The sequence below is a fragment of the Glutamicibacter uratoxydans genome (assembly GCF_050753455.1).
Taxonomy (GTDB): Bacteria; Actinomycetota; Actinomycetes; order Actinomycetales; family Micrococcaceae; genus Glutamicibacter; species Glutamicibacter uratoxydans_A.
On sequence record NZ_CP192736.1, the window covers coordinates 2,542,543 to 2,564,281 of the forward strand.

At 59.0% G+C, this 21,739-nt stretch carries 22 protein-coding genes; 8 read left to right on the plus strand and 14 right to left on the minus strand.

The window, feature by feature from the left end:
• Positions 1–41 precede the first annotated feature (41 nt).
• The gene (locus tag ACQQZ8_RS11775; protein ID WP_431709994.1) at positions 42–614 is read left to right on the plus strand and encodes a GNAT family N-acetyltransferase; all 573 of its coding nucleotides are present in this window, start codon (positions 42–44) and stop codon (positions 612–614) included.
• 81 nt (positions 615–695) lie between these two features.
• Here the strand turns inward: ACQQZ8_RS11775 and ACQQZ8_RS11780 are convergent, their stop codons facing one another.
• On the minus strand, positions 696–1,601 hold the full coding sequence (locus tag ACQQZ8_RS11780; protein WP_431712188.1) for a rhodanese-related sulfurtransferase: 906 nt from the start codon (positions 1,599–1,601) through the stop codon (positions 696–698).
• 139 nt (positions 1,602–1,740) lie between these two features.
• On the opposite strand from ACQQZ8_RS11780, the gene ACQQZ8_RS11785 reads away from it, so the two are divergent.
• Together ACQQZ8_RS11785 and ACQQZ8_RS11790 are read left to right on the plus strand one after the other, a co-directional pair.
• Positions 1,741–2,397 carry a GNAT family N-acetyltransferase gene (locus ACQQZ8_RS11785; protein WP_431709995.1) on the plus strand — a complete coding sequence of 219 codons (657 nt, stop codon included), beginning with the start codon at positions 1,741–1,743 and terminating at the stop codon, positions 2,395–2,397.
• A 96-nt stretch (positions 2,398–2,493) separates the two neighbouring features.
• On the plus strand, positions 2,494–4,827 hold the full coding sequence (locus ACQQZ8_RS11790) for a DEAD/DEAH box helicase (RefSeq protein ID WP_431709996.1): 2,334 nt from the start codon (positions 2,494–2,496) through the stop codon (positions 4,825–4,827).
• On the opposite strand, the gene ACQQZ8_RS11795 is transcribed toward ACQQZ8_RS11790, so the two are convergent.
• From ACQQZ8_RS11795 to ACQQZ8_RS11825, 7 genes are all read right to left on the minus strand, one after another.
• Positions 4,824–5,198 carry an Rv3654c family TadE-like protein gene (locus ACQQZ8_RS11795; protein WP_431709997.1) on the minus strand — a complete coding sequence of 125 codons (375 nt, stop codon included), beginning with the start codon at positions 5,196–5,198 and terminating at the stop codon, positions 4,824–4,826. The two genes, ACQQZ8_RS11790 and ACQQZ8_RS11795, sit on opposite strands and share 4 nt — an antisense overlap.
• Entirely contained in the window at positions 5,195–5,536 is a 342-nt protein-coding gene (locus tag ACQQZ8_RS11800) for a TadE family type IV pilus minor pilin (protein WP_431709998.1), read from the minus strand. The genes ACQQZ8_RS11795 and ACQQZ8_RS11800 overlap by 4 nt, the downstream gene beginning before the upstream one ends.
• Positions 5,537–5,538: 2 nt before the next feature.
• Positions 5,539–5,745 (minus strand): DUF4244 domain-containing protein, encoded by a 207-nt coding sequence (locus ACQQZ8_RS11805; RefSeq protein WP_431709999.1) that lies wholly within the window; start codon positions 5,743–5,745, stop codon positions 5,539–5,541.
• A 126-nt stretch (positions 5,746–5,871) separates the two neighbouring features.
• Positions 5,872–6,396 (minus strand): type II secretion system F family protein, encoded by a 525-nt coding sequence (locus ACQQZ8_RS11810; protein ID WP_431710000.1) that lies wholly within the window; start codon positions 6,394–6,396, stop codon positions 5,872–5,874.
• Entirely contained in the window at positions 6,396–7,085 is a 690-nt protein-coding gene (locus tag ACQQZ8_RS11815) for a type II secretion system F family protein (RefSeq protein WP_431710001.1), read from the minus strand. Before ACQQZ8_RS11815 ends, ACQQZ8_RS11810 begins: the two co-directional genes overlap by 1 nt.
• A gap of 4 nt (positions 7,086–7,089) precedes the next feature.
• A complete protein-coding gene (locus ACQQZ8_RS11820) occupies positions 7,090–8,325 on the minus strand; it encodes a TadA family conjugal transfer-associated ATPase (RefSeq protein ID WP_431710002.1) in 1,236 nt (411 codons plus the stop codon).
• Complete coding sequence (locus tag ACQQZ8_RS11825; protein ID WP_431710003.1) at positions 8,322–9,512, minus strand: hypothetical protein; 1,191 nt, start codon at positions 9,510–9,512, stop codon at positions 8,322–8,324. The genes ACQQZ8_RS11820 and ACQQZ8_RS11825 overlap by 4 nt, the downstream gene beginning before the upstream one ends.
• Before the next feature lie 87 nt (positions 9,513–9,599).
• Between ACQQZ8_RS11825 and ACQQZ8_RS11830 the strand changes: the two genes are divergently transcribed.
• A complete protein-coding gene (locus ACQQZ8_RS11830; RefSeq protein ID WP_431710004.1) occupies positions 9,600–11,255 on the plus strand; it encodes a bifunctional 3'-5' exonuclease/DNA polymerase in 1,656 nt (551 codons plus the stop codon).
• A gap of 14 nt (positions 11,256–11,269) precedes the next feature.
• Here the strand turns inward: ACQQZ8_RS11830 and ACQQZ8_RS11835 are convergent, their stop codons facing one another.
• Complete coding sequence (locus ACQQZ8_RS11835) at positions 11,270–11,947, minus strand: NUDIX hydrolase (protein WP_431710005.1); 678 nt, start codon at positions 11,945–11,947, stop codon at positions 11,270–11,272.
• The gene (nth, locus tag ACQQZ8_RS11840; protein ID WP_431712189.1) at positions 11,944–12,681 is read right to left on the minus strand and encodes an endonuclease III; all 738 of its coding nucleotides are present in this window, start codon (positions 12,679–12,681) and stop codon (positions 11,944–11,946) included. Before nth ends, ACQQZ8_RS11835 begins: the two co-directional genes overlap by 4 nt.
• Before the next feature lie 247 nt (positions 12,682–12,928).
• Here nth and acs point away from each other — a divergent pair, with 247 nt between their 5' ends.
• Positions 12,929–14,908 (plus strand): acetate--CoA ligase, encoded by a 1,980-nt coding sequence (acs, locus tag ACQQZ8_RS11845; RefSeq protein ID WP_431710006.1) that lies wholly within the window; start codon positions 12,929–12,931, stop codon positions 14,906–14,908.
• Positions 14,909–15,049: 141 nt separating this feature from the next.
• Positions 15,050–15,505 (plus strand): type II 3-dehydroquinate dehydratase, encoded by a 456-nt coding sequence (aroQ, locus tag ACQQZ8_RS11850; protein ID WP_431710007.1) that lies wholly within the window; start codon positions 15,050–15,052, stop codon positions 15,503–15,505.
• A 28-nt stretch (positions 15,506–15,533) separates the two neighbouring features.
• Here aroQ and ACQQZ8_RS11855 read toward each other — a convergent pair whose 3' ends face one another.
• Positions 15,534–16,721, minus strand: a complete 1,188-nt coding sequence (locus ACQQZ8_RS11855) for a MarP family serine protease (RefSeq protein ID WP_431710008.1) — start codon at positions 16,719–16,721, stop codon at positions 15,534–15,536.
• A gap of 205 nt (positions 16,722–16,926) precedes the next feature.
• Between ACQQZ8_RS11855 and ACQQZ8_RS11860 the strand changes: the two genes are divergently transcribed.
• Positions 16,927–17,604: a Crp/Fnr family transcriptional regulator gene (locus ACQQZ8_RS11860; RefSeq protein WP_265155373.1), complete on the plus strand. Its 678-nt coding sequence runs from the start codon at positions 16,927–16,929 to the stop codon at positions 17,602–17,604.
• Positions 17,605–17,670: 66 nt separating this feature from the next.
• On the opposite strand, the gene ACQQZ8_RS11865 is transcribed toward ACQQZ8_RS11860, so the two are convergent.
• The 3 genes from ACQQZ8_RS11865 to ACQQZ8_RS11875 are packed head-to-tail and all read right to left on the minus strand — an operon-like array spanning position 17,671 to position 19,285.
• On the minus strand, positions 17,671–18,639 hold the full coding sequence (locus ACQQZ8_RS11865; RefSeq protein ID WP_431710009.1) for an NUDIX hydrolase: 969 nt from the start codon (positions 18,637–18,639) through the stop codon (positions 17,671–17,673).
• Positions 18,632–19,108 (minus strand): RidA family protein, encoded by a 477-nt coding sequence (locus ACQQZ8_RS11870; protein ID WP_431710010.1) that lies wholly within the window; start codon positions 19,106–19,108, stop codon positions 18,632–18,634. The genes ACQQZ8_RS11865 and ACQQZ8_RS11870 overlap by 8 nt, the downstream gene beginning before the upstream one ends.
• A 21-nt stretch (positions 19,109–19,129) precedes the next feature.
• Complete coding sequence (locus tag ACQQZ8_RS11875) at positions 19,130–19,285, minus strand: DUF4177 domain-containing protein (protein ID WP_265155370.1); 156 nt, start codon at positions 19,283–19,285, stop codon at positions 19,130–19,132.
• Between the two features lie 37 nt (positions 19,286–19,322).
• Between ACQQZ8_RS11875 and ACQQZ8_RS11880 the strand changes: the two genes are divergently transcribed.
• Positions 19,323–21,638, plus strand: a complete 2,316-nt coding sequence (locus tag ACQQZ8_RS11880; RefSeq protein WP_431710011.1) for a transglycosylase domain-containing protein — start codon at positions 19,323–19,325, stop codon at positions 21,636–21,638.
• Positions 21,639–21,739 lie beyond the last annotated feature (101 nt).

Here is a 21,739-nt window from a genome sequence, read left to right on the forward strand (position 1 = left end):
TGGCATAGGTCGTTGCCGCATGTTATCCGTACGATATGGCTATGACCCTTGTAACCGTCACCTATTTGCAGCAATTGCAATCCACGGATCTGGTGCCCTCCAGTAAGTCGCTACCCGAGGATACGCGGCTTGAATTAGTCGAGCAGATTACTCCGGAATTCTCCCGGTTTCTGTACCTGAGTGTCGGAAGTGAACTGAATTGGGCCGATCGGTTGGTGTTGACCAGGCAACAGTGGGCAGAACAGCTAGCCCAGCCAGGGTCCGAAACCCATGTGCTCTACCGTCAGGGCGCTCCGCAGGGCTACGTAGAACTGGCCGCCAAGGTCACCGCGCAAGGCAGCGACGTAGAAATCTTTTACTTTGGGCTTTTTCCGCAGGCCACGGGCCAGGGGTTGGGTGGGGCGTTGCTCACCGAAGCAATCTTGCGGGCCTGGACGTTGGCCGAGCGGGTGCCCGACTTACCTCCGGTGTCACGCGTCTGGCTGCATACCTGTTCTTTGGATGGACCTGCTGCGCTACCGAATTATCTGGCTCGCGGTTTCAAGATCTATCGCACCGAGGAAGAACAGACCCAGGTGCGTGACCCGTCCCTTGCGTTATGGCCGAGCGAATGATCCTCAGCCCGCTACACATTTAATCGTACGAAGGCTTGGCCCCCACGAGTAGGGAACCAAGCCTTCGCTTATTGCTGGTCTTTAGGAGCTGACTTCGCTCTGCTGGCAATCGGGGCAACGACGCAATTCCTCGTTCTGCGCACAGTCTTCACAGAACAAGCGCAGATTACGGCAGGACAGATCCGAGCAGTTCTCAAATTTGTTAGTTGGCGCAGCGCACCCCACACACTGGCCGATGGTTACCGCTTCGTCGCTGAATTCCATGTGCATCCGCTTGTCGAAAACGTACAGCGAACCTTCCCACAGCCCCTTGTCACCGTATTTCTCGCCGTAGCGCACGATGCCGCCTTGCATCTGGTAAACCTCTTGGAAGCCACGGTTGATCATGAGCGCCGAGAGCACCTCGCATCGGATACCACCGGTGCAGTAAGTGACGACGGGCTGATCCTTCAGGTGATCATATTTGCCCGATTCGATCTCGTCGAGGAATTCTCGGGTGGTTTCCACCTCCGGCACGATGGCGTCCTTGAACTTGCCGATCTGTGCCTCAAAGGCATTGCGGCCGTCAAAGAAGGAAACCTTGGTTCCTTCTTGGGACTTCTTTTCCATCAGCTCATGGAGCTCTTCGGGGCGCAGATGCGTTCCCCCGCCGACCACACCGTTTTCATCCACTTTCAGTTCCCCCGGGGCACCGAAGGTTACGATTTCGTCACGAACCTTAACGGAAATGCGCGGGAAGTCTTCGGCCGATCCTTCAGACCATTTGATGTCCATCTTGTGGAAGGCCGGGTATTCGCGGGTCGCTTTGACGTATTGCTTCACGGCTGAGATCTCCCCGCCGACGGTACCGTTGATACCGTCCTTAGAGATGATGATGCGTCCGCGCAGACCCCACTGTTCCAGTAGGGAGCGCTGCCACAGACGGATCGCTTCCGGATCGTTTAGCGGAGTAAAAGCGTAATACAAGACAATGCGATGAATGGCCACAAGGTAAAAGGATACTGGCTTTAAGGCAGCTTGGGCCGATACATGGAGCAACGTCACACTGATTTGTTTATGATTTCAGGTAGGCAACGATTGGCCTGTTGTCAGCGTTTTACTAGGAAAGACAGGGTAGGGTCAAAGCATGGCATCAAACGCGAGTGATGAACTGATCGGCACCTGGGTCACCGGCTGGGCAGGTGCACGAGGATATGAGGCCCGCCATGAGGGTCGGGTACACGCTGCTTTGCGGCATGACACCACCGAAGACTGGGAATACGTCATTTTCGACCCAACGGTGGAAGAGCTACTGGCTGTTTCTGAGACGTTGAAGAAGCATCCTGCCCGTCGCTTGACCGCGTTTGCTGATGACGTGAGTGAGCTGATCAATATCGCGAACCAATCCGGTCTGCAGGTAGCCGCCGATGACGAGGTGCTGATGGTCACCGAGTTGGCCAGCCACGACGTCGAAGTTCCATTGCCTCCAGACGGTTTTATTTTCCAGATCGAACGCGACGGCACCCACGCCTACGTGTCTTTGCATCCTGAAGACAGCCAGGATGTGGTGGCGGCTTCCGGTCACGTGTCGGCGGTGGATGGCTACGCCATCTTTGACCGCATCATTACTGCCCCGGATTTCCGTCGCCGTGGTTTGGGTTCCCTGACCATGCGTGCGCTGGCGTCGCTAGCCCAAGAACACGACGTTGATGAGGGCCTGTTGATCGCTTCGGTGGACGGCCAAAAACTCTACGCGTCGCTGGGGTGGACCAACCTCGGAAGCGTCGTGGCTTTCAAAGCCTAAACCTCCTCCACCCGGCTACTCGCCGCCATCCGTGTCTCGGACTGGCGGCGAGTAGCAGTTAACCCTCGTTATTCACTGTGATCTCGAAAGTCGGTTATGGCCAAGACTGTCAGCGCGCTGCTTGACCCCTTCGAGCGGCAGAACGACCCGGATGCAATAATTCATCGGCGCGCGGTGCCCGCCAAGGACGAAATCACTGCCGATTGGCCAGCTTGGTTGGCTGTCGAAGTGCGCGAAGTTTTTCAATCCATCGGTATCCAGCGTCCGTGGTTGCATCAGGTACAGGCTGCCGAGCTGATCCACGATGCGCTGCACACCATCGTGTCTACTGGCACCGCCTCCGGTAAATCCTTGGCCTATCTCATGCCCTCCTTGGATGCGCTGTACCGCAGTCGCGACTCGGCTTTTAATGATGCGCAAGCTCAGGCCAGTGTTCTCTACCTCTGCCCCACCAAAGCCTTAGCGGCCGACCAACTCGCCGCGGTGCAAGCTCTTGAGGTCCCCGGGGTGCGGGCTGCAGCGTATGACGGGGATACTGACCCGGCGAGCCGGGCTTGGGTCCGGCAACACGCTAATTTCATTTTTAGCAACCCCGACATGTTGCACCGGGGAATCCTGCCGAACCATGCGGGGTGGGACCGATTCTTCAAAAGGTTACGTTATGTCGTGATCGATGAGGCTCATTCCTACCGCGGGGTGTTTGGTTCGCATGTGGCCAACCTGCTGCGTCGGTTGCGTCGAATCTGTGCGCATTACGGAGCTGATCCGGTATTTATCGGTGCCTCGGCCACCAGCGCGGCACCAGAGGACTCTTTCTCTCGGCTGATCGGTGCGCCCGCCCGGGCCGTGTCCCACGACTTCTCGGCTTCTGGTGAACTGGTCATTGGCTTGTGGGAGCCGCCCTTGAGCGAGCGGGTGGGAGAGAACGGGGCTCCGCTGCGTCGCACGGCCATTGCCGAAAGTGCCTCCATCCTGACGGACCTGATGGCCGATCAGGTCCGCAGTATTGTGTTCATCAAATCTCGGCGAGGCGCGGAAACCATTGCCACCCTGACCCGGAAACATTTAGAGCAGTTCGCCCCGGATCTCAGTGTGCGGCTAGCTGCCTACCGTTCTGGCTATCTGCCCAGTGAACGCCGCCAGATCGAGTCGGATTTACGCAGCGGAAAGCTGTTGGCCGTTACCTCCACCTCCGCGCTGGAACTGGGCATCGACATTGCCGGGTTGGATGCGGTAGTGGTGGCTGGTTGGCCCGGAACTCGTGCTTCCTTCTTTCAGCAGATCGGGCGGGCCGGACGCGCCGGGCAGGGGTCCTTGGCGATCTTTGTGGCCGGTGAGGACCCGCTGGATACCTATCTAGTGCATCATCCTGAAGCAATTTTCGACATTGGTGTGGAAGCCACGGTCTTTGATCCGCATAACAAGTACGTGCTCTCCGGACATTTGTGTGCCGCGGCCCAAGAACTTCCCTTGCGTCCGGATGAGGTGGAGATTTTCGGTGAGAACGTCATTGGGCTGCTGGATTCCTTGGTATCTCGTGGCTACCTGCGGCGGCGTCCGGTGGGCTGGTTCTGGACTCATGCCCAGCACGCGGCCGCGATGTTTTCTATCCGTGCCGACGGTGGTGGGCCGGTGAATATTATTGATAGTGAGTCTGGAGCCATTTTAGGCACCATGGACTCCCCACAAACGCATTATCAGGCACACCCCGGGGCTATCTATGTGCATCAGGGATCAAGCTACTTCGTTGATGAGCTTGATGAGCAGAACCACACGGTGCTGGTTACCCGGGTCAACCCGGATTATTACACCACCGCCCGCGATATCACCACGGTGCATATTGAATCCACCGAGCGGCGTAGCGCGCATGCGCAGCTGTCGATCTATTTTGGGGATGTCATTGTCACCACCCAGGTGGTGTCCTTCCAACGAAAGTCCATTGCCTCGAACGAAGTGCTTTCCGAGGAACCTTTGGAACTTGAAGCTAGGGACCTGCATACCAAGTCCATCTGGTTCACCCTCACCGAGCAACGGCTGATTAGAGCCGGAATCACCCCGGAATTTTTCCCCGGCGCGTTGCATGCTGCCGAGCATGCCATGATCGGATTGCTCCCATTGCTGGCGACCAGCGACCGTTGGGACATTGGCGGGGTGTCCACGGCGTTACACGTGGACACCGGTGAACCGACGATCTTCGTCTATGATGCCCAGCCCGGTGGAGCTGGCTTCGCCGAACGCGGCTTTGAACAATTCGTGCATTGGGTCCGGGCTACCCGCGACACCATCGCCAGCTGCGAATGTACTAGCGGCTGCCCCAGTTGTGTCCAGTCCCCCAAATGTGGAAATCGCAATAATCCGTTGAATAAGCCCGGAGCCATCTTCTTACTGAGCGCCGTGTTGGAAGACATCGAGCCACACCACCACCGTTAGAACAAGTGCGGTGGACCTGCCCGCGCTACGGCGGTGGCCGGGTACAGCTGGATCCCAGCAAACCCGAAGCTCACCGGCACACTGACTTTCACCCTGACCGTATCGCCGGTGGGTTCAATTGCGCATTCTTCCAGCACCGCCCCGTTGGCCCGGCTCAGCATCTCGGCCACCGTGCAAGGTGCACCGTGGCGGATCCCGCGCGCCGTGTCGGCGGCGCCCAGCGCCGCCAGATCGGCTGCGGTCCCTGCCTGGGTTGCGGCGTGGCTGGCCGCCACGAAAAGCAACACGCATCCGGCGGCTAAGAGTGCCACGATGATCAACAGTATGCCCAGCACCGTCCCATTGCCTTGGCTCGACTTGAACCTTGTCATGGTTGTTCCAAGGTTGACTGTGCTCGGCCATGCAGGGTGATGCTTCCTCCAATGGGTAATTGCAGGTCCCGGCTGACGTGCACGATAGCGAAGCCCGCGGAGCGATCCAGCCGGTAGGTCGCCTCATTCCCCGCGATCCGTACCCCACTGTTTTCAGCCTGCTCTGGGTCTTCCCCGCGGGCCAGTTCCCGGGCAACGACCGAGGCGGCTTGCTGCACCCGGATCTGCTGCGCGCCAAGCACCCCCAGACTGAGCAGCAACATCAAACACAGCGCAATCGATGGCAGTAAGACCGCCACTTCCGCGGTGGCGCTACCTCGCTCGTTGCCCAGCTTCATCGCTAGATACTCAATGCTCGACTAATTAGGCTCATCAGCATCCCGCGCACGTCCCCACTGGAGAGGATGCTGATTAGTAGCCCGGCGAAGGCAACCGCCGCGAGAGTTACCATGGCAAATTCTGCCGTAGTGCTCCCTTCATCCTCCGTCCAGTAGGCCCGGCCGTGCTGTGCACCGACGAGCTGTTCCATACACTGACGAATTCCCATAATGGTGTTCCTTTCCTGAGGCTCCCCGCCCTGTGCGGGGAATACTGCTACGGCAGAGATTCTTGCTGTCTCACTAGCTTGTGCCCGGGGTGCTGCGGGCGTCCTGCGGCGGCCGCGGATTGGGGATTACCAGCGCGGAAAGAGCGCAATAATGATCGGGACAACGCCTAGGGCGATAAACGAGGGCAACGCGCACAACCCCAATGGCAAAACCAGCTTGGTCCCAAACCGGGCCCCAATCTCTTGCGCTCTTCGGATCCGTTCGCGGCGTTGTACCTGAGCGAAGCTGCGCAACAATTGCGCGGATCCTGCCCCAGAATTCATGCTGAAGTTCAAAGCCTGTTGCAAGGGATCCAACCATTGCGGGGACCCGGCCCAGGCTTTATCCCACGGCATATTCAATTCGAGGCAGCGCGCCACGGTGCGTAACGGGGCACAGTGACTGATCTGTGTGCCGAGCACTTCCAATACCCGCCTGACCGGCAGTCCCGATTCGAGCAAGCTGGCGGCCAAGTCCAACACCAGTTCCACCGGCGGCAAGCTTTGCGTTGGGCGCCGCCCAGCCGTGACGCGATACCCTTCGGTCCGTCTCAGCGGCGCCTGGCTCACGATAATGGCGGCCACACAGCACACTGCCCCCAACCACAACATCACCCCACCGCCTCACGAGTGCAGCGTGCTAAGAGCCAACGGCACCACCAGCGGTTCACAAACCACAGGCCCACTCCTACACCCACGGTCAGTTGCCCGGCCACGGACGACACAAACGTGGTGTACAGGTCGATACCGAACAGGGCTGCCCCCAGCAGCCCGAGAGCCGGTAACCAGGTCAGCAACCTGCTGGTGGCTCGCGGGCCAGCCATGGCCACATCGAAACTGCGTCGCGCATCGATGCTCGCTTCTAAGTCATCGGCGAGCTGATCGAGAACCTGAGCCAGCGGTGCCCCGCTTTCGGCGCAGATCTGCACGCACCATTGAAGACGTTCGAGCAGCCGGGAGCTGATCGCGTTTTCTAGCGCGGTAATTCTAGGTTCACTTACCGAGGCCCCATGGTGGATGCGTAGGCTACCAAGTACGTGTACCAGTGAGGAATCGTGCGCTTCGATTCGGGCTAATTGCACCAAGGCTGCATCCAGATTCTGACCGCTCCGGAGCAGGCTGGCTAGCTCACGCACCACCCGGGCATGGTGCCGCAAATCTTCGGCCCGGAGATTCCGCTCGGTTGCGCCGTGAACGGCGGTCTTCATCCGCCAACGCTGCAACCAGCTCTTGCTGTTCCGGTTCGTTGTCGCCGGCCACCACAAGATCCCGGCGAGGAAGATCAGCACAAGCCCTAGCATGATGCTATTTCTGTGCTCGTTGCGTATACAGGCGTTGTACCTGCAGCCATGTGGCGTGGGAGAAATACTCACTGATCCAGTCCTCGGTTCCTTTCAAGAACGGGCACTGAACACCGGTGTCGATCAGTGCGCTGACCTCGATTCTGTCCGTGTGATCCAATATCAGCCGGCTCAGCTTCACCGGGGAGCGCCGCCCGTGGGAATCCCGACCCATGTGCAGGAGCAGATTCAAGGCGCTGTTGGCTTGCAGGGCGGTAGCTTGGGTGTCCCATCCAGCCAAGGCACCCAGCGCGGCCAGTCGTGCCGGAATGGCGGATGGATCATTGGCGTGAATGGTGCCGGCCGCGCCCTGATGTCCCGTGTTCATCGCAGCTAAGAAGTCACGAATTTCCGCGCCGCGGCATTCACCAACGATCAGCCGGTCTGGGCGCATGCGCAGGGCCTGCATCACCAGGTCGCTGAGCTGCACCTCACCGCTGGATTCCACATTTGCGGCCCGCGATTGCAGGCAAATCACATGTTCGTGATCAATCGAGAGTTCTTGGGAATCTTCGATCACCACGATTCGCTCGCTGGCTGGAACCAGTGACAGCATCGCTTGTAGCAGGGTGGTCTTTCCGGAACCGGTTCCACCGGAAATCAGAAAGTTTTGCCGGTCACTAATGATCTGCTCCAGTAACGGTAGCCACCAACGATTTTCGGCACCTAACAAATTCTCTAGGCTCAGATTGGTTGCTTCCCGCACCCGGATCGAAATCACTGGGCCCTGCGCTGCGATAGGTGGCAGTACCGCGTGAATCCGGTAGCGGCGCACGGTCACGTCCACATAGGGTGAAGCTTCATCCAGGCGTTTGCCGGCCATCGCGGCGAAATGCACGGCGAGCCGGCGCACCTGCTGCGGTGAGGTAAAACGAAAACCGGTGCGTGCTAAGCCCCGCGGTGTGTCTGTCCAGACCTGTCCCCGATGGTCAACCAGCACATCGCTGACACCCGGTTGGGCGGCGAAACGTTCGAGCACCGAAAGCCCATAAACCTCGTCGCGCAATTTCTGCAGGGCCTGCCCCGACCGATCAGAGCCCCACGCGGTACCCGCTTCACTGACCGCTTCGGCGAGCGCGATCGGACTAAGCTCACCACCGTTTTCCAGAGCCTTGCGGCGCACCGTGGCTAATAGTGCGGGGTCTAGCTCCGAACTGGGATTCGCCGGTGAGGGTTGCTTGGAGCGACGTCCGGTACTCATCTCGAATTCACCTGCTTGGTGGGTAACAGATCGTAGTCGGCGATCCGTTGTCGTAGTCTGTGCGAGCGCAGACAGTCCCAGAGTTCCGCTCGTTCAATACGGTGGGCGATCTTTTCGGTGAAGGGAAAGACCCCGAGCATACCTTCGGTATCGGTCGTGGTTTTCACCGGTCGGCCACTTGGGGTCGCACAAATATAGGGGTGGCCAATTTCGCTGAGTCGTTTGCGTTGTTCCAGATGACCGGTGAGTACGTGTTGGTCGGTGAACTGGGTGAGCGCTGGCGCTAATGGATGGATGTATCGACCGGTGTCGATCACCACCAGATCGAAGGCTTGACGGGCCGCGGCTAATACCCGTACGGCGAGGGATTCATCGATGGTGAAAAGTCCGGGTTCGCGGTGCCAGGTCAGCACCGCGGTCTGTTGTGTCCGGGCTAGAGCTTCAGCGAATTGATGTGCTGCCAGCGTACCGCCGGAGCTTTGAAGTTCTTCCCAACCGATACCCTTAGCCGGTTGCCAGTCAAGCAGGGGCCACAACGAACTGGAAAACGGATCAAGGTCGATCAGCACGGTGTGCAGCGCACTGAGTGTTCCGGCATGGGCCAGGAGGCTGGCAAGTGCACTCGTGCCGATGCCGCCGGCAAGTCCGGCAAAACTCAGCGTGTACCCCTGACCGCTGCGGAGCGACCACTGCCCCAAGTACTCGCCTAACCAGCCGGCTGCCTCGGGAAGTATCGCGACCCGACTTTGGGGTCGGCAGCTGGCCGCCAGCCAAAGCTGTGCGCTGTCGCTGCCCGCGCTGAGCAGCACATCGCATCGCAAGTGCTCTTGTGGGTGCAGCTGCCCGAAGGTGTCGATCGCCCAGAGCACCGGACCGGCGAATTGCGCTATGGTGGCCGACTCGGCCGGTGAGCACTGTTGGACCCGCACCGCGGCAGCTAAAGCGATCCCCGCCACTTGCTCAATCATCCACGGATCCTCGGTTACCAGCAGGCAGGATAGCTGCTCTTGGGGCATCCGCTGCGCAGCATCCGTCAGTCGCGGGTCAAGCTGAACGGTGAGCCCATCGCCGCGTCCCGATGGTCGGGCTGTGTATGCCGGGGGTGCCGTTGACGGCGGCTTCGCCACGAAGCGATTGTCTGCCGGGGGTTGTGCCCCGGCACCAGAAATCCGTTCAAGCCATTTCATCTGCCGAGCATGCCTTTAATGCTCGGCCGGTGGGGTTCGACCCGGCCGGACTGGGGATATCGACTGCCGCACAGGCAGAATGGAGGCATGTCATTTCTTGTTTTCGTGGGCCCGGGCGCCGATCAACAGTTTGCGGCCCTGAAGGTGCGCGAGTTCGAGAGCGGACAAGTGGTTCAGGAACACCAGAAGCTGTCACGGGAAGAGTTCGTTAGGTTGGCGGCTACGCTGGAACGGGACTTGGCGCCACGCTGGGTGATGAGCCGCTCCACCCCGTGGCTCACGCCCTTAGTGGAAGCCAACGTTCATCTAGCCAAAACCTATATGTTGGATTTATCCCAACGGATCTTGCACCGCAGCCCCTTTAGCGCGCACCCGGTGCCCGATGTGGATCTGGATTATCATATCCCCCGGGTCACGCACCCGGGACAGGATGCCCTCTTCGCCGAACCCACCGCAGCCGGCGAAACCCTTCCCGAGCTTGAAGGACGCTATCTGAGCCAACGCCGGGCACTACCCACTGATCCGCAACGTCGGCAACGTTTGGAGCTATTACTGCATGCCGAGAGCATCGGTTCGCTCATCGCGCTCGAAATGGAGCATCACGGGCTGGCCTGGGATGAGCGTGGGCACCGCGCCCTGTTACGCGAACAACTCGGGGCTCGAGTTGCCGAAGGACTGCGTCCCCCACGGTTAGCCGAACTAGCCGAACAGCTGGCGCAGCAACTGAACGCTCCGGGGCTAAACCCGGATTCCCCGCAGGAGCTTCTGCGTGCCTTGCAACGCGTCGGATATTCGCTGTCTTCGGTGCGAGCCTGGGAGCTTGAAGAACACCGCGACCCGCTCATAGAGCAAGTGCTGCAGTATAAAAGCCTGTCGCGTTTGGCCAGCAGCCACGGGGATGCCTGGTTGGATCAGTGGATCCGTGATTCACGGTTTCATCCGCATTATGTGTTGGGAACGGTGGCGTCCGGGCGTTGGGCGGCCAGCGGTGGTGGGGCCCTGCAATTGCCGCGGGCGATCCGCCAGGTGATCACCGCCCCGCCGGGCAAAGTCTTTGTGGTGGCCGATGGCAGCCAGCTCGAACCACGCATCTTGGGGGCGATCTCGCAGGACACCGCGCTGCAACGTGCCGGAGCGGGGAAGGACCTGTATCAGGGGCTGATCGACTCGAAGGTGGCAGCAAACCGTGAGGAAGCCAAGCTGGGAATGCTCTCGGCAATATACGGGGGCGGCACGGCCAAAGCCAGCGGCGTCGTGAGCGCCTTGGAACGAAACTTTCCGCGTGCCATGGAATATGTGGCCAGTGCGGCACGGGCCGGAGAGCGTGGGGACGGGGTAGAGAGTTGGCTGGGTCGCGGCTGCCCACCGGCCGACGCCGATTGGATGCAGCTCCAACGCAATACCGTGGATGCCACCGCGCAACGCGCCGCGGATCTGGCGGCCCGAGCCCGAGGTCGTTTCACCCGAAACTTTGTGGTGCAGGCAACCGCGGCCGAATGGGCGCTGATCTGGATGGCTCAAACCCGGCACCTGATTTTCAGTGCCGGGCTACACACTCGGTGCAAACAGGTTTTCTTTGTCCATGACGAAGTGGTTTTTGAAACGGACACGGAGCTTGCCCAGGGTCTGGCTCAGGCGCTGAAACTTGCAGCGCAGCGTGCCGGCCAAACACTCTTCGGAGCAAATGCGCCGGATTTCCCGGTCAGCATCAACACTGTCGCCAATTACGCGGACGCAAAATAATCCGCTGTAGCCGGTTAGCCCATCCGAATCTCGCGCTGGCTCTTCCAATGCCGGGTCCAGCCCAATTCGGTAAAGAGTCTGTCTAGGATGATGGCGGTGAAACCCCAAATGATCCGCCCCTCGTAGTCAAAGGCGGGTCCCCTAAATTGGCGGCCACCACGTTCCACGACCGCATGTAAACGGTTATGTGGGCTGAGTAGTTCGCTGACCGGTGCGCGAAAAACATCCTGGGATTCCCCGGGGTCTACCGCATACACTTCACATTCCTCACGCCACCAGCCGATCACCGGAGTGACCAGAAAGTTGGTGACCGGAAGCTCCACTTCGGACAGCTCGCCTAAAACTTCGATCCCACCGGTGATTACACCGGTTTCCTCGTTAGCTTCACGCAAGGCGGCTGCGCTGGGCGAATCATCTTCGGGGTCGATCCCACCTCCGGGGAAGGCAATCTGCCCGGCATGCTTACGTAGTGTGGCCGCGCGCGTCACGAACAGCAGATCGAGCTCCTCGGCCGAACTGTGCGGTTGCAAGGCGGCCCCATTATCGGAGCCAAAAAGCAACAGAACCGCGGCACGCCGGGCACTGGGCTGATCCATGGGCTTGCTGATCCAGCTTCCCGGTAACCGTTCGGTGGCTCCCGCCTTGGTCTGATGTCGCCGGACAATATGCTCCAGCTCGGTGCGTGCGCTCATGCTTCCAATCCGTATCCCTGAGCCCGAAGCTCTCTTCGGGTGGCCCCGGCACGCATTTTTTCCAAAAGTTCCTCGCGGCCCGGCGCCAGTTCATACTTAAGTAACCGTTGAGCCTTGGCAGGTATTTCCTCACCGATCCCGGCCGAGGGGCACAGCGTAGCCAAGGGGCAGACACCGCAGGCCGGAGTCCTCGCGTGGCAGATGCGCCGCCCATGGAAAACGACGTGGTGGCTGAGCATCGTCCAATCACGCTTTTCAAAGAGCTCCCCCACCGCGTGCTCCACCTTCACCGGGTCGGTTTCCTGAGTCCACCCGAACCGGTTGGCTAACCGCCCGAAATGGGTGTCCACGGTGATGCCAGGAACCCCAAAAGCGTTACCGAGCACCACATTGGCGGTTTTGCGTCCCACACCGGGTAGCTTCACCAGCTCGGCCAATTTACCGGGAACTTGCCCATCATGCTGATCGACCAACGCGGTGGCCAATCCCAGCAGGGAGTCAGTCTTGGCCCGAAAGAACCCGGTGGGACGGATCAGTTGTTCCAGTTCAGCTCGGTCGGCTTGGCTCATGGCCAGCGCATCAGGATAGCGCGCAAAAAGCGCCGGGGTAATGGAATTAACCCGCACATCGGTGGTCTGTGCCGAAAGGACGGTCGCTACCAGCAGTTCGAACGGGTTCTCAAAGTCGAGTTCGGGCACCGCATAGGAGTAGAGCTCGGCTAGGATCCGGTTCATTTTGCGCGCTCGCCGTTTCAGAGCCAGTGGGGTTTCGTTTACTCGTGTTTTCGCCACTCTCCGATCGTGACATGTTCGGTGAACAAAATCCGCTTTTGCTGGCTATTCACCGCCCGCCATCGACCGTTCGGCGCACAATCACAACCTCTAAAGCCACGAGAGGTGACATATTTCACTTTGCATTCGGTGCGGAGGGTAACGTGGTTCACAGAGAAGTTTGGAATCACGCTGGAAGGAATACCCGCTCATGAGTGAAGCGAAGACCTTGGATAACCTGTCGCACGAATCACGCGCATTTGCCCCCAGTACGCAGTTCAGCGCGAACGCGATCGGTCAAGCTGAACAATACCTCCAAGGCAACCAGGACCGGCTAGCCTACTGGGCCAACCAAGCCCGCAAGGTCATCACCTGGGACACCGATTTCACCGACACCTTGGACTGGAGTGAAGCACCGGTTGCGAAATGGTTTGTCGGTGGCAAACTCAACGCCGCCTACAACGCACTAGACCGCCATGTTGAGAACGGACTCGGGGACCGCGTCGCGATTTACTTCGAAGGCGAACCCGGTGATACCCGTTCCTACACCTATGCCGAACTCACCGAAGAAGTCAAAAAAGCAGCGAATGCCTTCGAATCCCTCGGGGTGGCCAAGGGAGATCGGGTCGCTGTCTACCTCCCGATGATTCCCGAAGCAGTGATCACCATGCTCGCTTGCGCCCGCATCGGAGCGATCCACTCGGTAGTCTTCGGCGGATTCTCCGCCGACGCGCTCCGCAGCCGCATCGATGATGCCGAAGCGAAACTCGTCGTCACCGCCGATGGCACGTGGCGGCGTGGCAAGCCCTCCAGCCTGAAACCCGCCGTGGATGAAGCTCTCGCGGCCGAAGGCCACACCGTCCAAAACGTGCTCGTGGTCAAACGCAACGGCCAAGATGTGGCCTTTGGCGAATTGGATAAGTGGTGGGATGAGGTAGTTGGTCAGGCCAGCACTGAGCACACCCCGGTCCCCCACGACGCGGAGCACCCGTTGTTTGTGCTTTATACCTCGGGCACCACTGGCAAGCCTAAAGGAATCGTGCACACCACTGGCGGCTACTTGGTCCAAGGCGCGGTCACGCACCGTGACACCTTTGACCTACACCCCGAAACCGACGTGTTCTGGTGCACTGCAGATGTGGGTTGGGTGACCGGACACTCCTACGTCACCTACGCCCCACTGATCAATGGGGCTACCCAGGTCATGTACGAAGGCACCCCCGACACCCCGCATCAGGGCCGCTGGTGGGAAATCGTTGAAAAGTACCGGGTCAGCATCCTGTACACCGCACCGACCGCGATCCGTACCTTCATGAAGTGGGGACGAGAGATCCCCGATGGCTATGACCTATCCTCGCTACGGCTACTGGGTTCGGTCGGAGAACCCATCAACCCTGAAGCGTGGATGTGGTACCGCGATGTGATCGGTAGCAACAATGGGAAAAACGGGGAACGCAAAGAGCACCCCACCCCGATCGTGGATACCTGGTGGCAAACCGAAACCGGGGCCCACATGATCGCACCCCTGCCCGGAGTCACCGCCACCAAACCCGGCTCGGCCCAGGTAGCCGTGCCCGGAATCAGCGTGGACGTGGTCGATGAAGAAGGCAACTCCGTCGGGAACGGTGAGGGCGGGTTCCTCGTCATCCGGGACCCGTGGCCAGCCATGCTGCGCGGTATCTGGGGCGATATGGAACGCTACAAAGACACCTACTGGTCCCGTTTTGAGAACATGTACTTCGCCGGGGACGGGGCAAAGAAGGACGAGGACGGGGATATCTGGCTACTGGGCCGGGTGGATGATGTGATGAACGTGTCCGGGCACCGTCTATCCACCACCGAAATCGAGTCTTCTCTGGTCGCTCACCCGTATGTGGCCGAAGCCGCGGTGGTCGGGGCGAAGGATGACACCACCGGTGAAGCGGTGGTCGCTTTCGTGATCCTGCAGACCGAACCAGCCGAAGGTGAAGATGTGGTGGCGACGCTACGCAATCACGTGGGCAAGGACATCGGCCCGATCGCTAAGCCACGTCACGTCCTGGTGGTCCCGGAGCTTCCGAAGACCCGCTCGGGGAAGATCATGCGTCGGCTGCTGAAGGACGTGGCTGAAGGCCGCGAAGTCGGTGACGCGACCACCCTGTCCGATGCCACAGTCATGACCCAAATCGCCGACTCCATGCGTCAGAGTTAGGCGCGCAATACCACGGGTCACGAGCCCTCTGAGGTGCCGCTCCCGATCAGCTAGTGTGCTGATCGGGGGCGGCACGTCATTTTCTGCTCGCCTGCTACTCCGGCTGGGTGGCAAACCCGCACCTGCAGTAGATTTGAGAGCATGGCATCTACTTCACCACGCAATATTTTGCTGCTTAACGGCCCTAATCTGAACCTGCTGGGCACCCGCGAACCGGAAATTTACGGTGCAGCCACCCTCGACGATGTGCTGGTCTTGGCCCGTGACACTGCCGCGAAGCATCAGCTGCAGCTACAAGATCTCCAGTCGAATCACGAGGGTGTGCTCATCGATGCCATCCATGCGGCTGCTGGCACCGCCGCTGGGATCATTATCAACCCCGGCGCGTTCACCCATACCTCAGTTGCGATTGCCGATGCGCTAGCCGGGGTGGCGCTACCGACCATCGAAGTTCATATCTCCAACGTGCATAAGCGCGAAAGCTTCCGCCACCATTCCTACGTATCTCCGGTGGCTTCCGCGATCATTATTGGAGCCGGAATCAACGGCTATCGCCTAGCGGTAGAGCAGTTGGCCGAAATCCTGCAACAGGGCTAAGCAAGAAGTCTGTGAGGCATCCGGGCGGCTATTCGATGCACTGCCCGGTGCTCACTGGCTCGGTTTCATTCTCAGCCTGTGCCAGCGCCTGACGCAGCTCGTTCAGACTCAGCGCAAAGCCGACTTCATCATTACTTTGCGACTTCGCAAAAATCATTCCCACCGCGTGACCTTGTTCGTCGATCAACGGACCGCCGGAGTTGCCCTGCATCACCTCAGCGGTGAGCTGATAGACCGATAGTGAGCCAGGCTCTTGTCCATAAATATTGGCAATCGAGACGGTGGCTTGTGAGGCGACGACCGCACCACGGGTTTGCAACGGGCCACCGGAGGGGTGCCCGATAAACGCCGCTGAATCACCACGGTCTAAGTCCGTGGTTGCCAAGGGTACCGGCTGACTTTCAAGGCCCTCTACGTGCAACAGCGCGATATCGGCGGCCGGGTCAAAGTAAATCACCCGTCCGCGACGCAGCGCCTCATCAGGCACCTCCACGGTGGCCGCACTCAGCCCAGCCACCACGTGTGCGTTGGTCATTACGAGTTCCTGGCCCACCACGAATCCGGAGCCCGAAAGGTTCAGACCGCACTGGGCGGAGGTACCGGAGATTTTTGCGACCGAGCTTCCCGCCGCTAACTGTGCCTCCGTTGGAGTCCAGTCCCCCGGTTCCACCGGTTCCACGGTTGGCGCGAAGGGTTCTAGGATGGCCGGGAGGGTCTGGGCCATCACCGCCGAACGGGCGGTCGAAATCGCGCGGGTCACAAACTCTGGGGTGGCCCCACGGATCGATTCGATCATTTTCGAATTAGCAATTTCAGTGGAGAGTCGCGGAATACCCATCGAGGAGGTGGAGAAGGCCAGTGCACCAATCACGGTGGCGGTAATCAATACCGACAGGGCTCCACCCACTAGCCGGTCCACCACGCGCACCACATCGAAGTTCAACCGACGCTTGATCCAGGTCGCGATCACCCTTCCCAAGGCTTGCCCCAGAATGATCAAAACGGCCGCCACCCCGACCATCAATCCGACACGGCCCCACGGATTGGTAACCAGCGGAGAAACCAAGGGGATAGCAAAGAACGCGGCAATACCACCGAGAACCAAGCCGAGCATGTCACCAATGGTCAATAAGAAACCACGGCGGAGCCCGGCGATGAAAAATGCGAGCAGAGCGATGCAGATCAACAGGTCTAGCCAGTTAAAAGCTCCGAGCACCAGTTCCCCACTTCATTCCACAATTGTCGGCTAACTCCAAGGTACCGCCGTTCCCTGATGGAATTCTGTCAGTTACCTCGCCCTTCAACGGCTGTTCAGCGTGATTTGTGGCATTTTTCGGGCAAAATGGGGTGTGGAAACTGTCACATTGTTACCGGATGCGGCACAATGAAGATAGCGCTCACTACTGTTGACAGGAGAATTAATGGATATCGAGGTTCTGCGCCGCGCACCGCTTTTCGCATCGCTAGGTGATGAAGTCTTCACTACCTTGACCGAAGAGCTAACCGAAGTTGACCTGTCCCGCGGTGCTTCCGTGTTCCGCGAAGGTGACCAAGGCGACCAGCTGTACTTCATCGTTTCCGGCAAAATCAAGCTGGGACGTACCTCTGCTGATGGACGCGAAAACCTGATCGCCGTTCTCGGCCCAGGTGAGCTATTTGGCGAAATGGCACTTTTCGACCCACACCCACGTAATGCGACTGCAACTGCCGTGTCCGAGACGCGGCTTGCCGGCCTACGTCACGAGAACCTGCGTCGTGCAATCCTGAACTCTCCTGAAGTTTCAATCCAGCTACTGCAGGCTCTGGCTGCGCGTTTGCGCCGCACTAACGAGTCCTTGGCAGATCTGGTCTTCTCGGATGTTCCGGGCCGTGTGGCTAAGGCTCTGTTGGATCTGGCTGACCGTTTCGGTCGTCCGGCCACCGACGGCATCTTGGTTGCCCACGAGCTGACTCAGGAAGAACTGGCTCAGCTGGTTGGCGCGTCGCGTGAAACTGTAAATAAGGCTCTGGCCGAGTTCGTTCAGCGCGGTTGGCTTCGTTTGGAAGCCCGTGCCGTGGTGATCTTGGATATCCAGCGCCTGCGTCAGCGTTCACGCTAAACAGCACGCATAGTTTTTGGGGCTTCGGTGGTTTCACCGGAGCCCCAATGCTTTTAAGTTAGCAAGTCACAATTGCCACTTTGAATCGTGATCTTCTTCGTTGATGACGACTTCCAGAAGGTATCTGCCATCGCGCACCAGCAGATTAGCTTGATGCAAGTTCAGACTCCGCACCCGAGCAAGGTAGGCGATAGCTCCGTTGGCTGCTGCCATCCGTTCCAAGATTGTTTCGACCGCTGGGCTGGTGATCTGGCTCAGACGCAGGTCCGTGGTGTCGTCCTGCCCCACACTGTTGCCCAACCAGTGACTGTGTCGTTTGCGGATGACTTCCGCGGCCGAAAGCCAGGCACCCCAAATACCTTTAGAATCTAACAAACTGGCGTGTTGCCCCTGCGGTACGGCTGCGCTGAAGTACCAGGTGTCGAAACGCCGCAACGCGAAATTAGGGCTTAGCCAATGAGCTACCGGGCGCAATAGATCACTGCGCACCCCTAGCCCGCGGCGACCTAAGAATTCACTAAAACTGATGTCACGTCCGGCAATGGCTTCGCGCATGCTCATCCATTCCACCGGATCATTGATTTCCGCCACGGACTGTTCATCGCTGCCGGCTAAGAGGATGCCGGTTTCTTCGAAAAGCTCACGGATCGCACACACCACGTAAGTGCGGGCCAGCTTTTGATCCAGGATGCCGAGTTTCGCGGCCCACGAACGCAGCGAGGGACCAAACCACCGCGCCTCGCTGGCATCATCCGCTTCCATGCTCCCGCCGGGGAAAGCCACGCTGCCCAGCGGGGAGGTCCCTGCCCGATAGCTCAGATAGGTCTCAACTCCCGAGGTCGCCTCGCGCACCAGGCAGACTGAGGAGGCGCGCACGGCACTACGTGGAGCTCTGACCCCGTAGGTGACCCAGTTCTCCGCGGCGGAGAGATGTTCCGGCGGCAGCTCAAAAATCCGCCGTTGGACGCCACTGGGCGGGTGGGTGGTCAATTCACCACCCACCCGCCCAGCACGCGTCGGGAAGCGATTATTCAAACTCGGCGATAACCTCAACCTCAACCGCAGCGTTCAGCGGCAGCGACGCCACACCCACGGCGGAACGGGCATGCAGACCCGCTTCACCCAGGGCCTGGCCAAGGAACTCCGAGGCCCCGTTAATCACAACGGGCTGTCCGGTGAAAGCTGGATCGGATGAAACGAATCCAACCACCTTGACGATGCGTTTGATGCGATCCAAGTTACCGATTTCGGACTTAATGGCAGCTAGCGCATTCAGAGCACAGACCTGTGCCTGCTGTGCAGCTTCTTCGGCCGAAACCTCAGCGCCGACCTTTCCAACAACTGTGAGTTCACCGTTAATTAGCGGTAATTGTCCTGAGGTGTACACATAGTTGCCGGTGGTGATCGCCGGAAGGTAAGCCGCGACTGGTTTGGCTACCTCGGGTAGCGTGAAACCCAGTTCGCTCAGGCGGGCTTCAACGCGCGAAGAATTCGCTTCTTTCATGGGGGTTTTCTCCTTTGGTTCTTAGCCCTTCGGGCGCTTGAGGTAGGCGACGGGAGAGGTTCCGTTAGGTCCTGGAACGACGGCGACAAGCTCCCAGCCGTCGTCTCCCCACTGGTCCAGAATCTGCTTGGTCGCATGGATTACAAGAGGCAATGTTGCGTATTCCCATTTAGTCATACTCGATACGTTAGCGCGTCCTTGTAAACTAGTAAGCATGGCAGCTAAGAAGTCCCCTTTTTTTGACACGGCTACCACTTTGGGAAAAATCGTTGCATTCCTTGGAATCAGCGCCCTTTGTGGTGTGCTCGCAGCAGGTATGTTGATCCCCGTTGCAGCGATGGCAAAGTCCGGTATGACTACCGGAAACAACATCCTCAACGCACTCCCAGCATCCTTTGACAAGCTCCCGATTTCGCAGCCTTCGACAGTGCTGGATCGGGATGGAAAGGTGCTCGCAACCTTCTATGAGCAGAACCGTGACCCGGTGAAACTTGAAGACATCTCCCCGTACATGCGTAAAGCCATTGTTTCGGTGGAAGACGAGCGTTTCTACGAGCACAACGGCGTGGATCCGCGCGGTATCGCCCGTGCTGCCGTGTCAAATATCACTTCTTCTTCGCGTCAAGGTGCCTCAACCCTGACCCAGCAGTACGTGAATAACCTGTTGATCAACAATCAGGAACTGACCGGTTCGGACGAAAGCACCGTTCCAGGCCAGAAGGACTACGCCGATAAGATCCGTGAAATTCGGTATTCGGTGGCCATCGAAAATGAAATGTCCAAGGACGAGATCCTGGAAGGCTACCTGAATCTGGTGCTCTTCTCGGGCCGCGAGTATGGCGTACAGGCTGCCGCACAGCGCTTTTACTCGGTGGATGCCAAGGATCTGAACCTGCAGCAGTCGGCCATGCTGGCCGGTATGGTGCAGCTGCCAAATGTTTACAACCCTCTGGCCAACCCCGAGCGTTCTAAGGAACGTCGCGATAAGGTGCTGGGCAATATGTTGCGCACCGGAGCGATCACCCGTGAAGAACACGACGAAGCGGTGGCTTCCGACCTAGAAACTGATCCAAGCGTGGCACAGTCCGGGTGTATAGCTGCCGGCGATAGCGCCCACTTCTGCGATTACGTTTCACGTTTGATCACCAGCGACGAAGCTTTCGGTAAGACCAAGGAAGATCGGACGAACCTGCTCTACCGTGGCGGTCTGACTATCAAGACCACCTTGGACGCCAACGCGCAGAAGGTTGCCACTAAGGAAGCGCGCAAGATGGTCGACCCAGCCGATGATTCGAACTTGGGTACTGCGATTGTTTCGGTGGAACCGGGTACCGGCAACATTCTGGCCATGGCGCAGAACAAGTACTACAACCCAGAAGTTTCCGACGAGAACTCCGAATACAACTTTTCGGTATCTCGTGCGCTGGGTGGAGCAGGTGGCTTCCAGGGTGGTTCGACTATGAAGCCGTACACCACGCTCGCTTGGCTCCACGAAGGTCACAATATGTGGGACAAGATCGATTCTCGCGTCAAGAACTACAGCACCAGCTACAAATGGAAAGCTTCATGCTTACCCGGTGGCAATACCCGCGTAGGTGAAGATTGGCGTCCGGAAAACGCGGTCCGTGGCTACCCGGGATCGATGACTGTGGACTACGGGTTGTACTGGTCGGTTAACACCGCCACGATCCGTCAGGCTTCGATGGTTGACCTGTGCACCATCACCGATTACACCACCAAGCTGGGGGTACTCAGCCACGATCAATTCACCGATGCGGATGGTAACAAGAGCTTCGAGCCACACCCCATCGACCCGTCCTTCCCATCCTTCGTGATTGGTTCGGCCAAGATCACGCCACTGTCACAGGCTGCAGCTTTTGCTGCCTTCGCCAATAAGGGAGAGTTCTGTGAACCTCGCGCTTTGACCTCGGTCACCGATGCCAAAGGAACCGAATATAAGGTCAAGGCTGAAACCTGTAACCAGGTGATTGATCCGCAGATCGTGGCCGACATGAATGGCACGCTGCAGAAGATTGCCGGGCAACGCGTTTCCAAGGGTCGTGTCCCCGGGCCGGTTGCCGGTAAGACCGGTACGAACAACGGTGCTTCGTCGACTTGGTTCGTCGGGTACACCTCCGGCATGTCGACCGCAGCTTGGGTTGGCCGTGTGGATGAGCAGAATAAGAAGGTTCTGGGCACCACTGTGATGGGCAAGTCTTACCGCTGGGTTGACTCGGCCACCTTCGCCGCACCAATGTGGGTGAACTACATGTCCAAGGTTGCCGGGGATTACGAGCACGAGTCCTTCGGTAAGGCTCGCGTGGCTCCAAAGCCAAAGCCGAAGCCAGAAGAAAACGACGACGAGAAGGAAGAGTCATCCGACTCATCGGAGTCCTCGAAACCGGAGAATTCTGACGACAACGATAGCGAGGGGTCGGAACGTCCGAGGCCAAACCGCAACGACGGCAATGGCTCCGATCGGCCACAGCCGGATCGTCAGGGTTCGCCGCAGGACGATAACGACGACTAAACTGAAGGCCGTGATCACCATCTGGTGGTCACGGCCCTCGTGTATCCGGCAGTCCCGGACTTATCACTGCACGCACACGCGTCGAAAGGACGATGACGGTC

What these genes read in the sequence shown, in the direction of transcription:
- ACQQZ8_RS11775 (WP_431709994.1), top strand. Translation starts at nt 42, where the DNA reads ATGACCCTTGTAACCGTCACCTATTTGCAGCAATTGCAATCCACGGAT.
- ACQQZ8_RS11785 (WP_431709995.1), top strand. Translation starts at nt 1,741, where the DNA reads ATGGCATCAAACGCGAGTGATGAACTGATCGGCACCTGGGTCACCGGC.
- ACQQZ8_RS11790 (WP_431709996.1), top strand. Translation starts at nt 2,494, where the DNA reads ATGGCCAAGACTGTCAGCGCGCTGCTTGACCCCTTCGAGCGGCAGAAC.
- ACQQZ8_RS11795 (WP_431709997.1), bottom strand. Translation starts at nt 5,198, where the DNA reads ATGACAAGGTTCAAGTCGAGCCAAGGCAATGGGACGGTGCTGGGCATA.
- ACQQZ8_RS11800 (WP_431709998.1), bottom strand. Translation starts at nt 5,536, where the DNA reads ATGAAGCTGGGCAACGAGCGAGGTAGCGCCACCGCGGAAGTGGCGGTC.
- ACQQZ8_RS11805 (WP_431709999.1), bottom strand. Translation starts at nt 5,745, where the DNA reads ATGGGAATTCGTCAGTGTATGGAACAGCTCGTCGGTGCACAGCACGGC.
- ACQQZ8_RS11810 (WP_431710000.1), bottom strand. Translation starts at nt 6,396, where the DNA reads ATGTTGTGGTTGGGGGCAGTGTGCTGTGTGGCCGCCATTATCGTGAGC.
- ACQQZ8_RS11815 (WP_431710001.1), bottom strand. Translation starts at nt 7,085, where the DNA reads ATGCTAGGGCTTGTGCTGATCTTCCTCGCCGGGATCTTGTGGTGGCCG.
- ACQQZ8_RS11820 (WP_431710002.1), bottom strand. Translation starts at nt 8,325, where the DNA reads ATGAGTACCGGACGTCGCTCCAAGCAACCCTCACCGGCGAATCCCAGT.
- ACQQZ8_RS11825 (WP_431710003.1), bottom strand. Translation starts at nt 9,512, where the DNA reads ATGAAATGGCTTGAACGGATTTCTGGTGCCGGGGCACAACCCCCGGCA.
- ACQQZ8_RS11830 (WP_431710004.1), top strand. Translation starts at nt 9,600, where the DNA reads ATGTCATTTCTTGTTTTCGTGGGCCCGGGCGCCGATCAACAGTTTGCG.
- ACQQZ8_RS11835 (WP_431710005.1), bottom strand. Translation starts at nt 11,947, where the DNA reads ATGAGCGCACGCACCGAGCTGGAGCATATTGTCCGGCGACATCAGACC.
- nth (WP_431712189.1), bottom strand. Translation starts at nt 12,681, where the DNA reads ATGAACCGGATCCTAGCCGAGCTCTACTCCTATGCGGTGCCCGAACTC.
- acs (WP_431710006.1), top strand. Translation starts at nt 12,929, where the DNA reads ATGAGTGAAGCGAAGACCTTGGATAACCTGTCGCACGAATCACGCGCA.
- aroQ (WP_431710007.1), top strand. Translation starts at nt 15,050, where the DNA reads ATGGCATCTACTTCACCACGCAATATTTTGCTGCTTAACGGCCCTAAT.
- ACQQZ8_RS11860 (WP_265155373.1), top strand. Translation starts at nt 16,927, where the DNA reads ATGGATATCGAGGTTCTGCGCCGCGCACCGCTTTTCGCATCGCTAGGT.
- ACQQZ8_RS11870 (WP_431710010.1), bottom strand. Translation starts at nt 19,108, where the DNA reads ATGAAAGAAGCGAATTCTTCGCGCGTTGAAGCCCGCCTGAGCGAACTG.
- ACQQZ8_RS11875 (WP_265155370.1), bottom strand. Translation starts at nt 19,285, where the DNA reads ATGACTAAATGGGAATACGCAACATTGCCTCTTGTAATCCATGCGACC.
- ACQQZ8_RS11880 (WP_431710011.1), top strand. Translation starts at nt 19,323, where the DNA reads ATGGCAGCTAAGAAGTCCCCTTTTTTTGACACGGCTACCACTTTGGGA.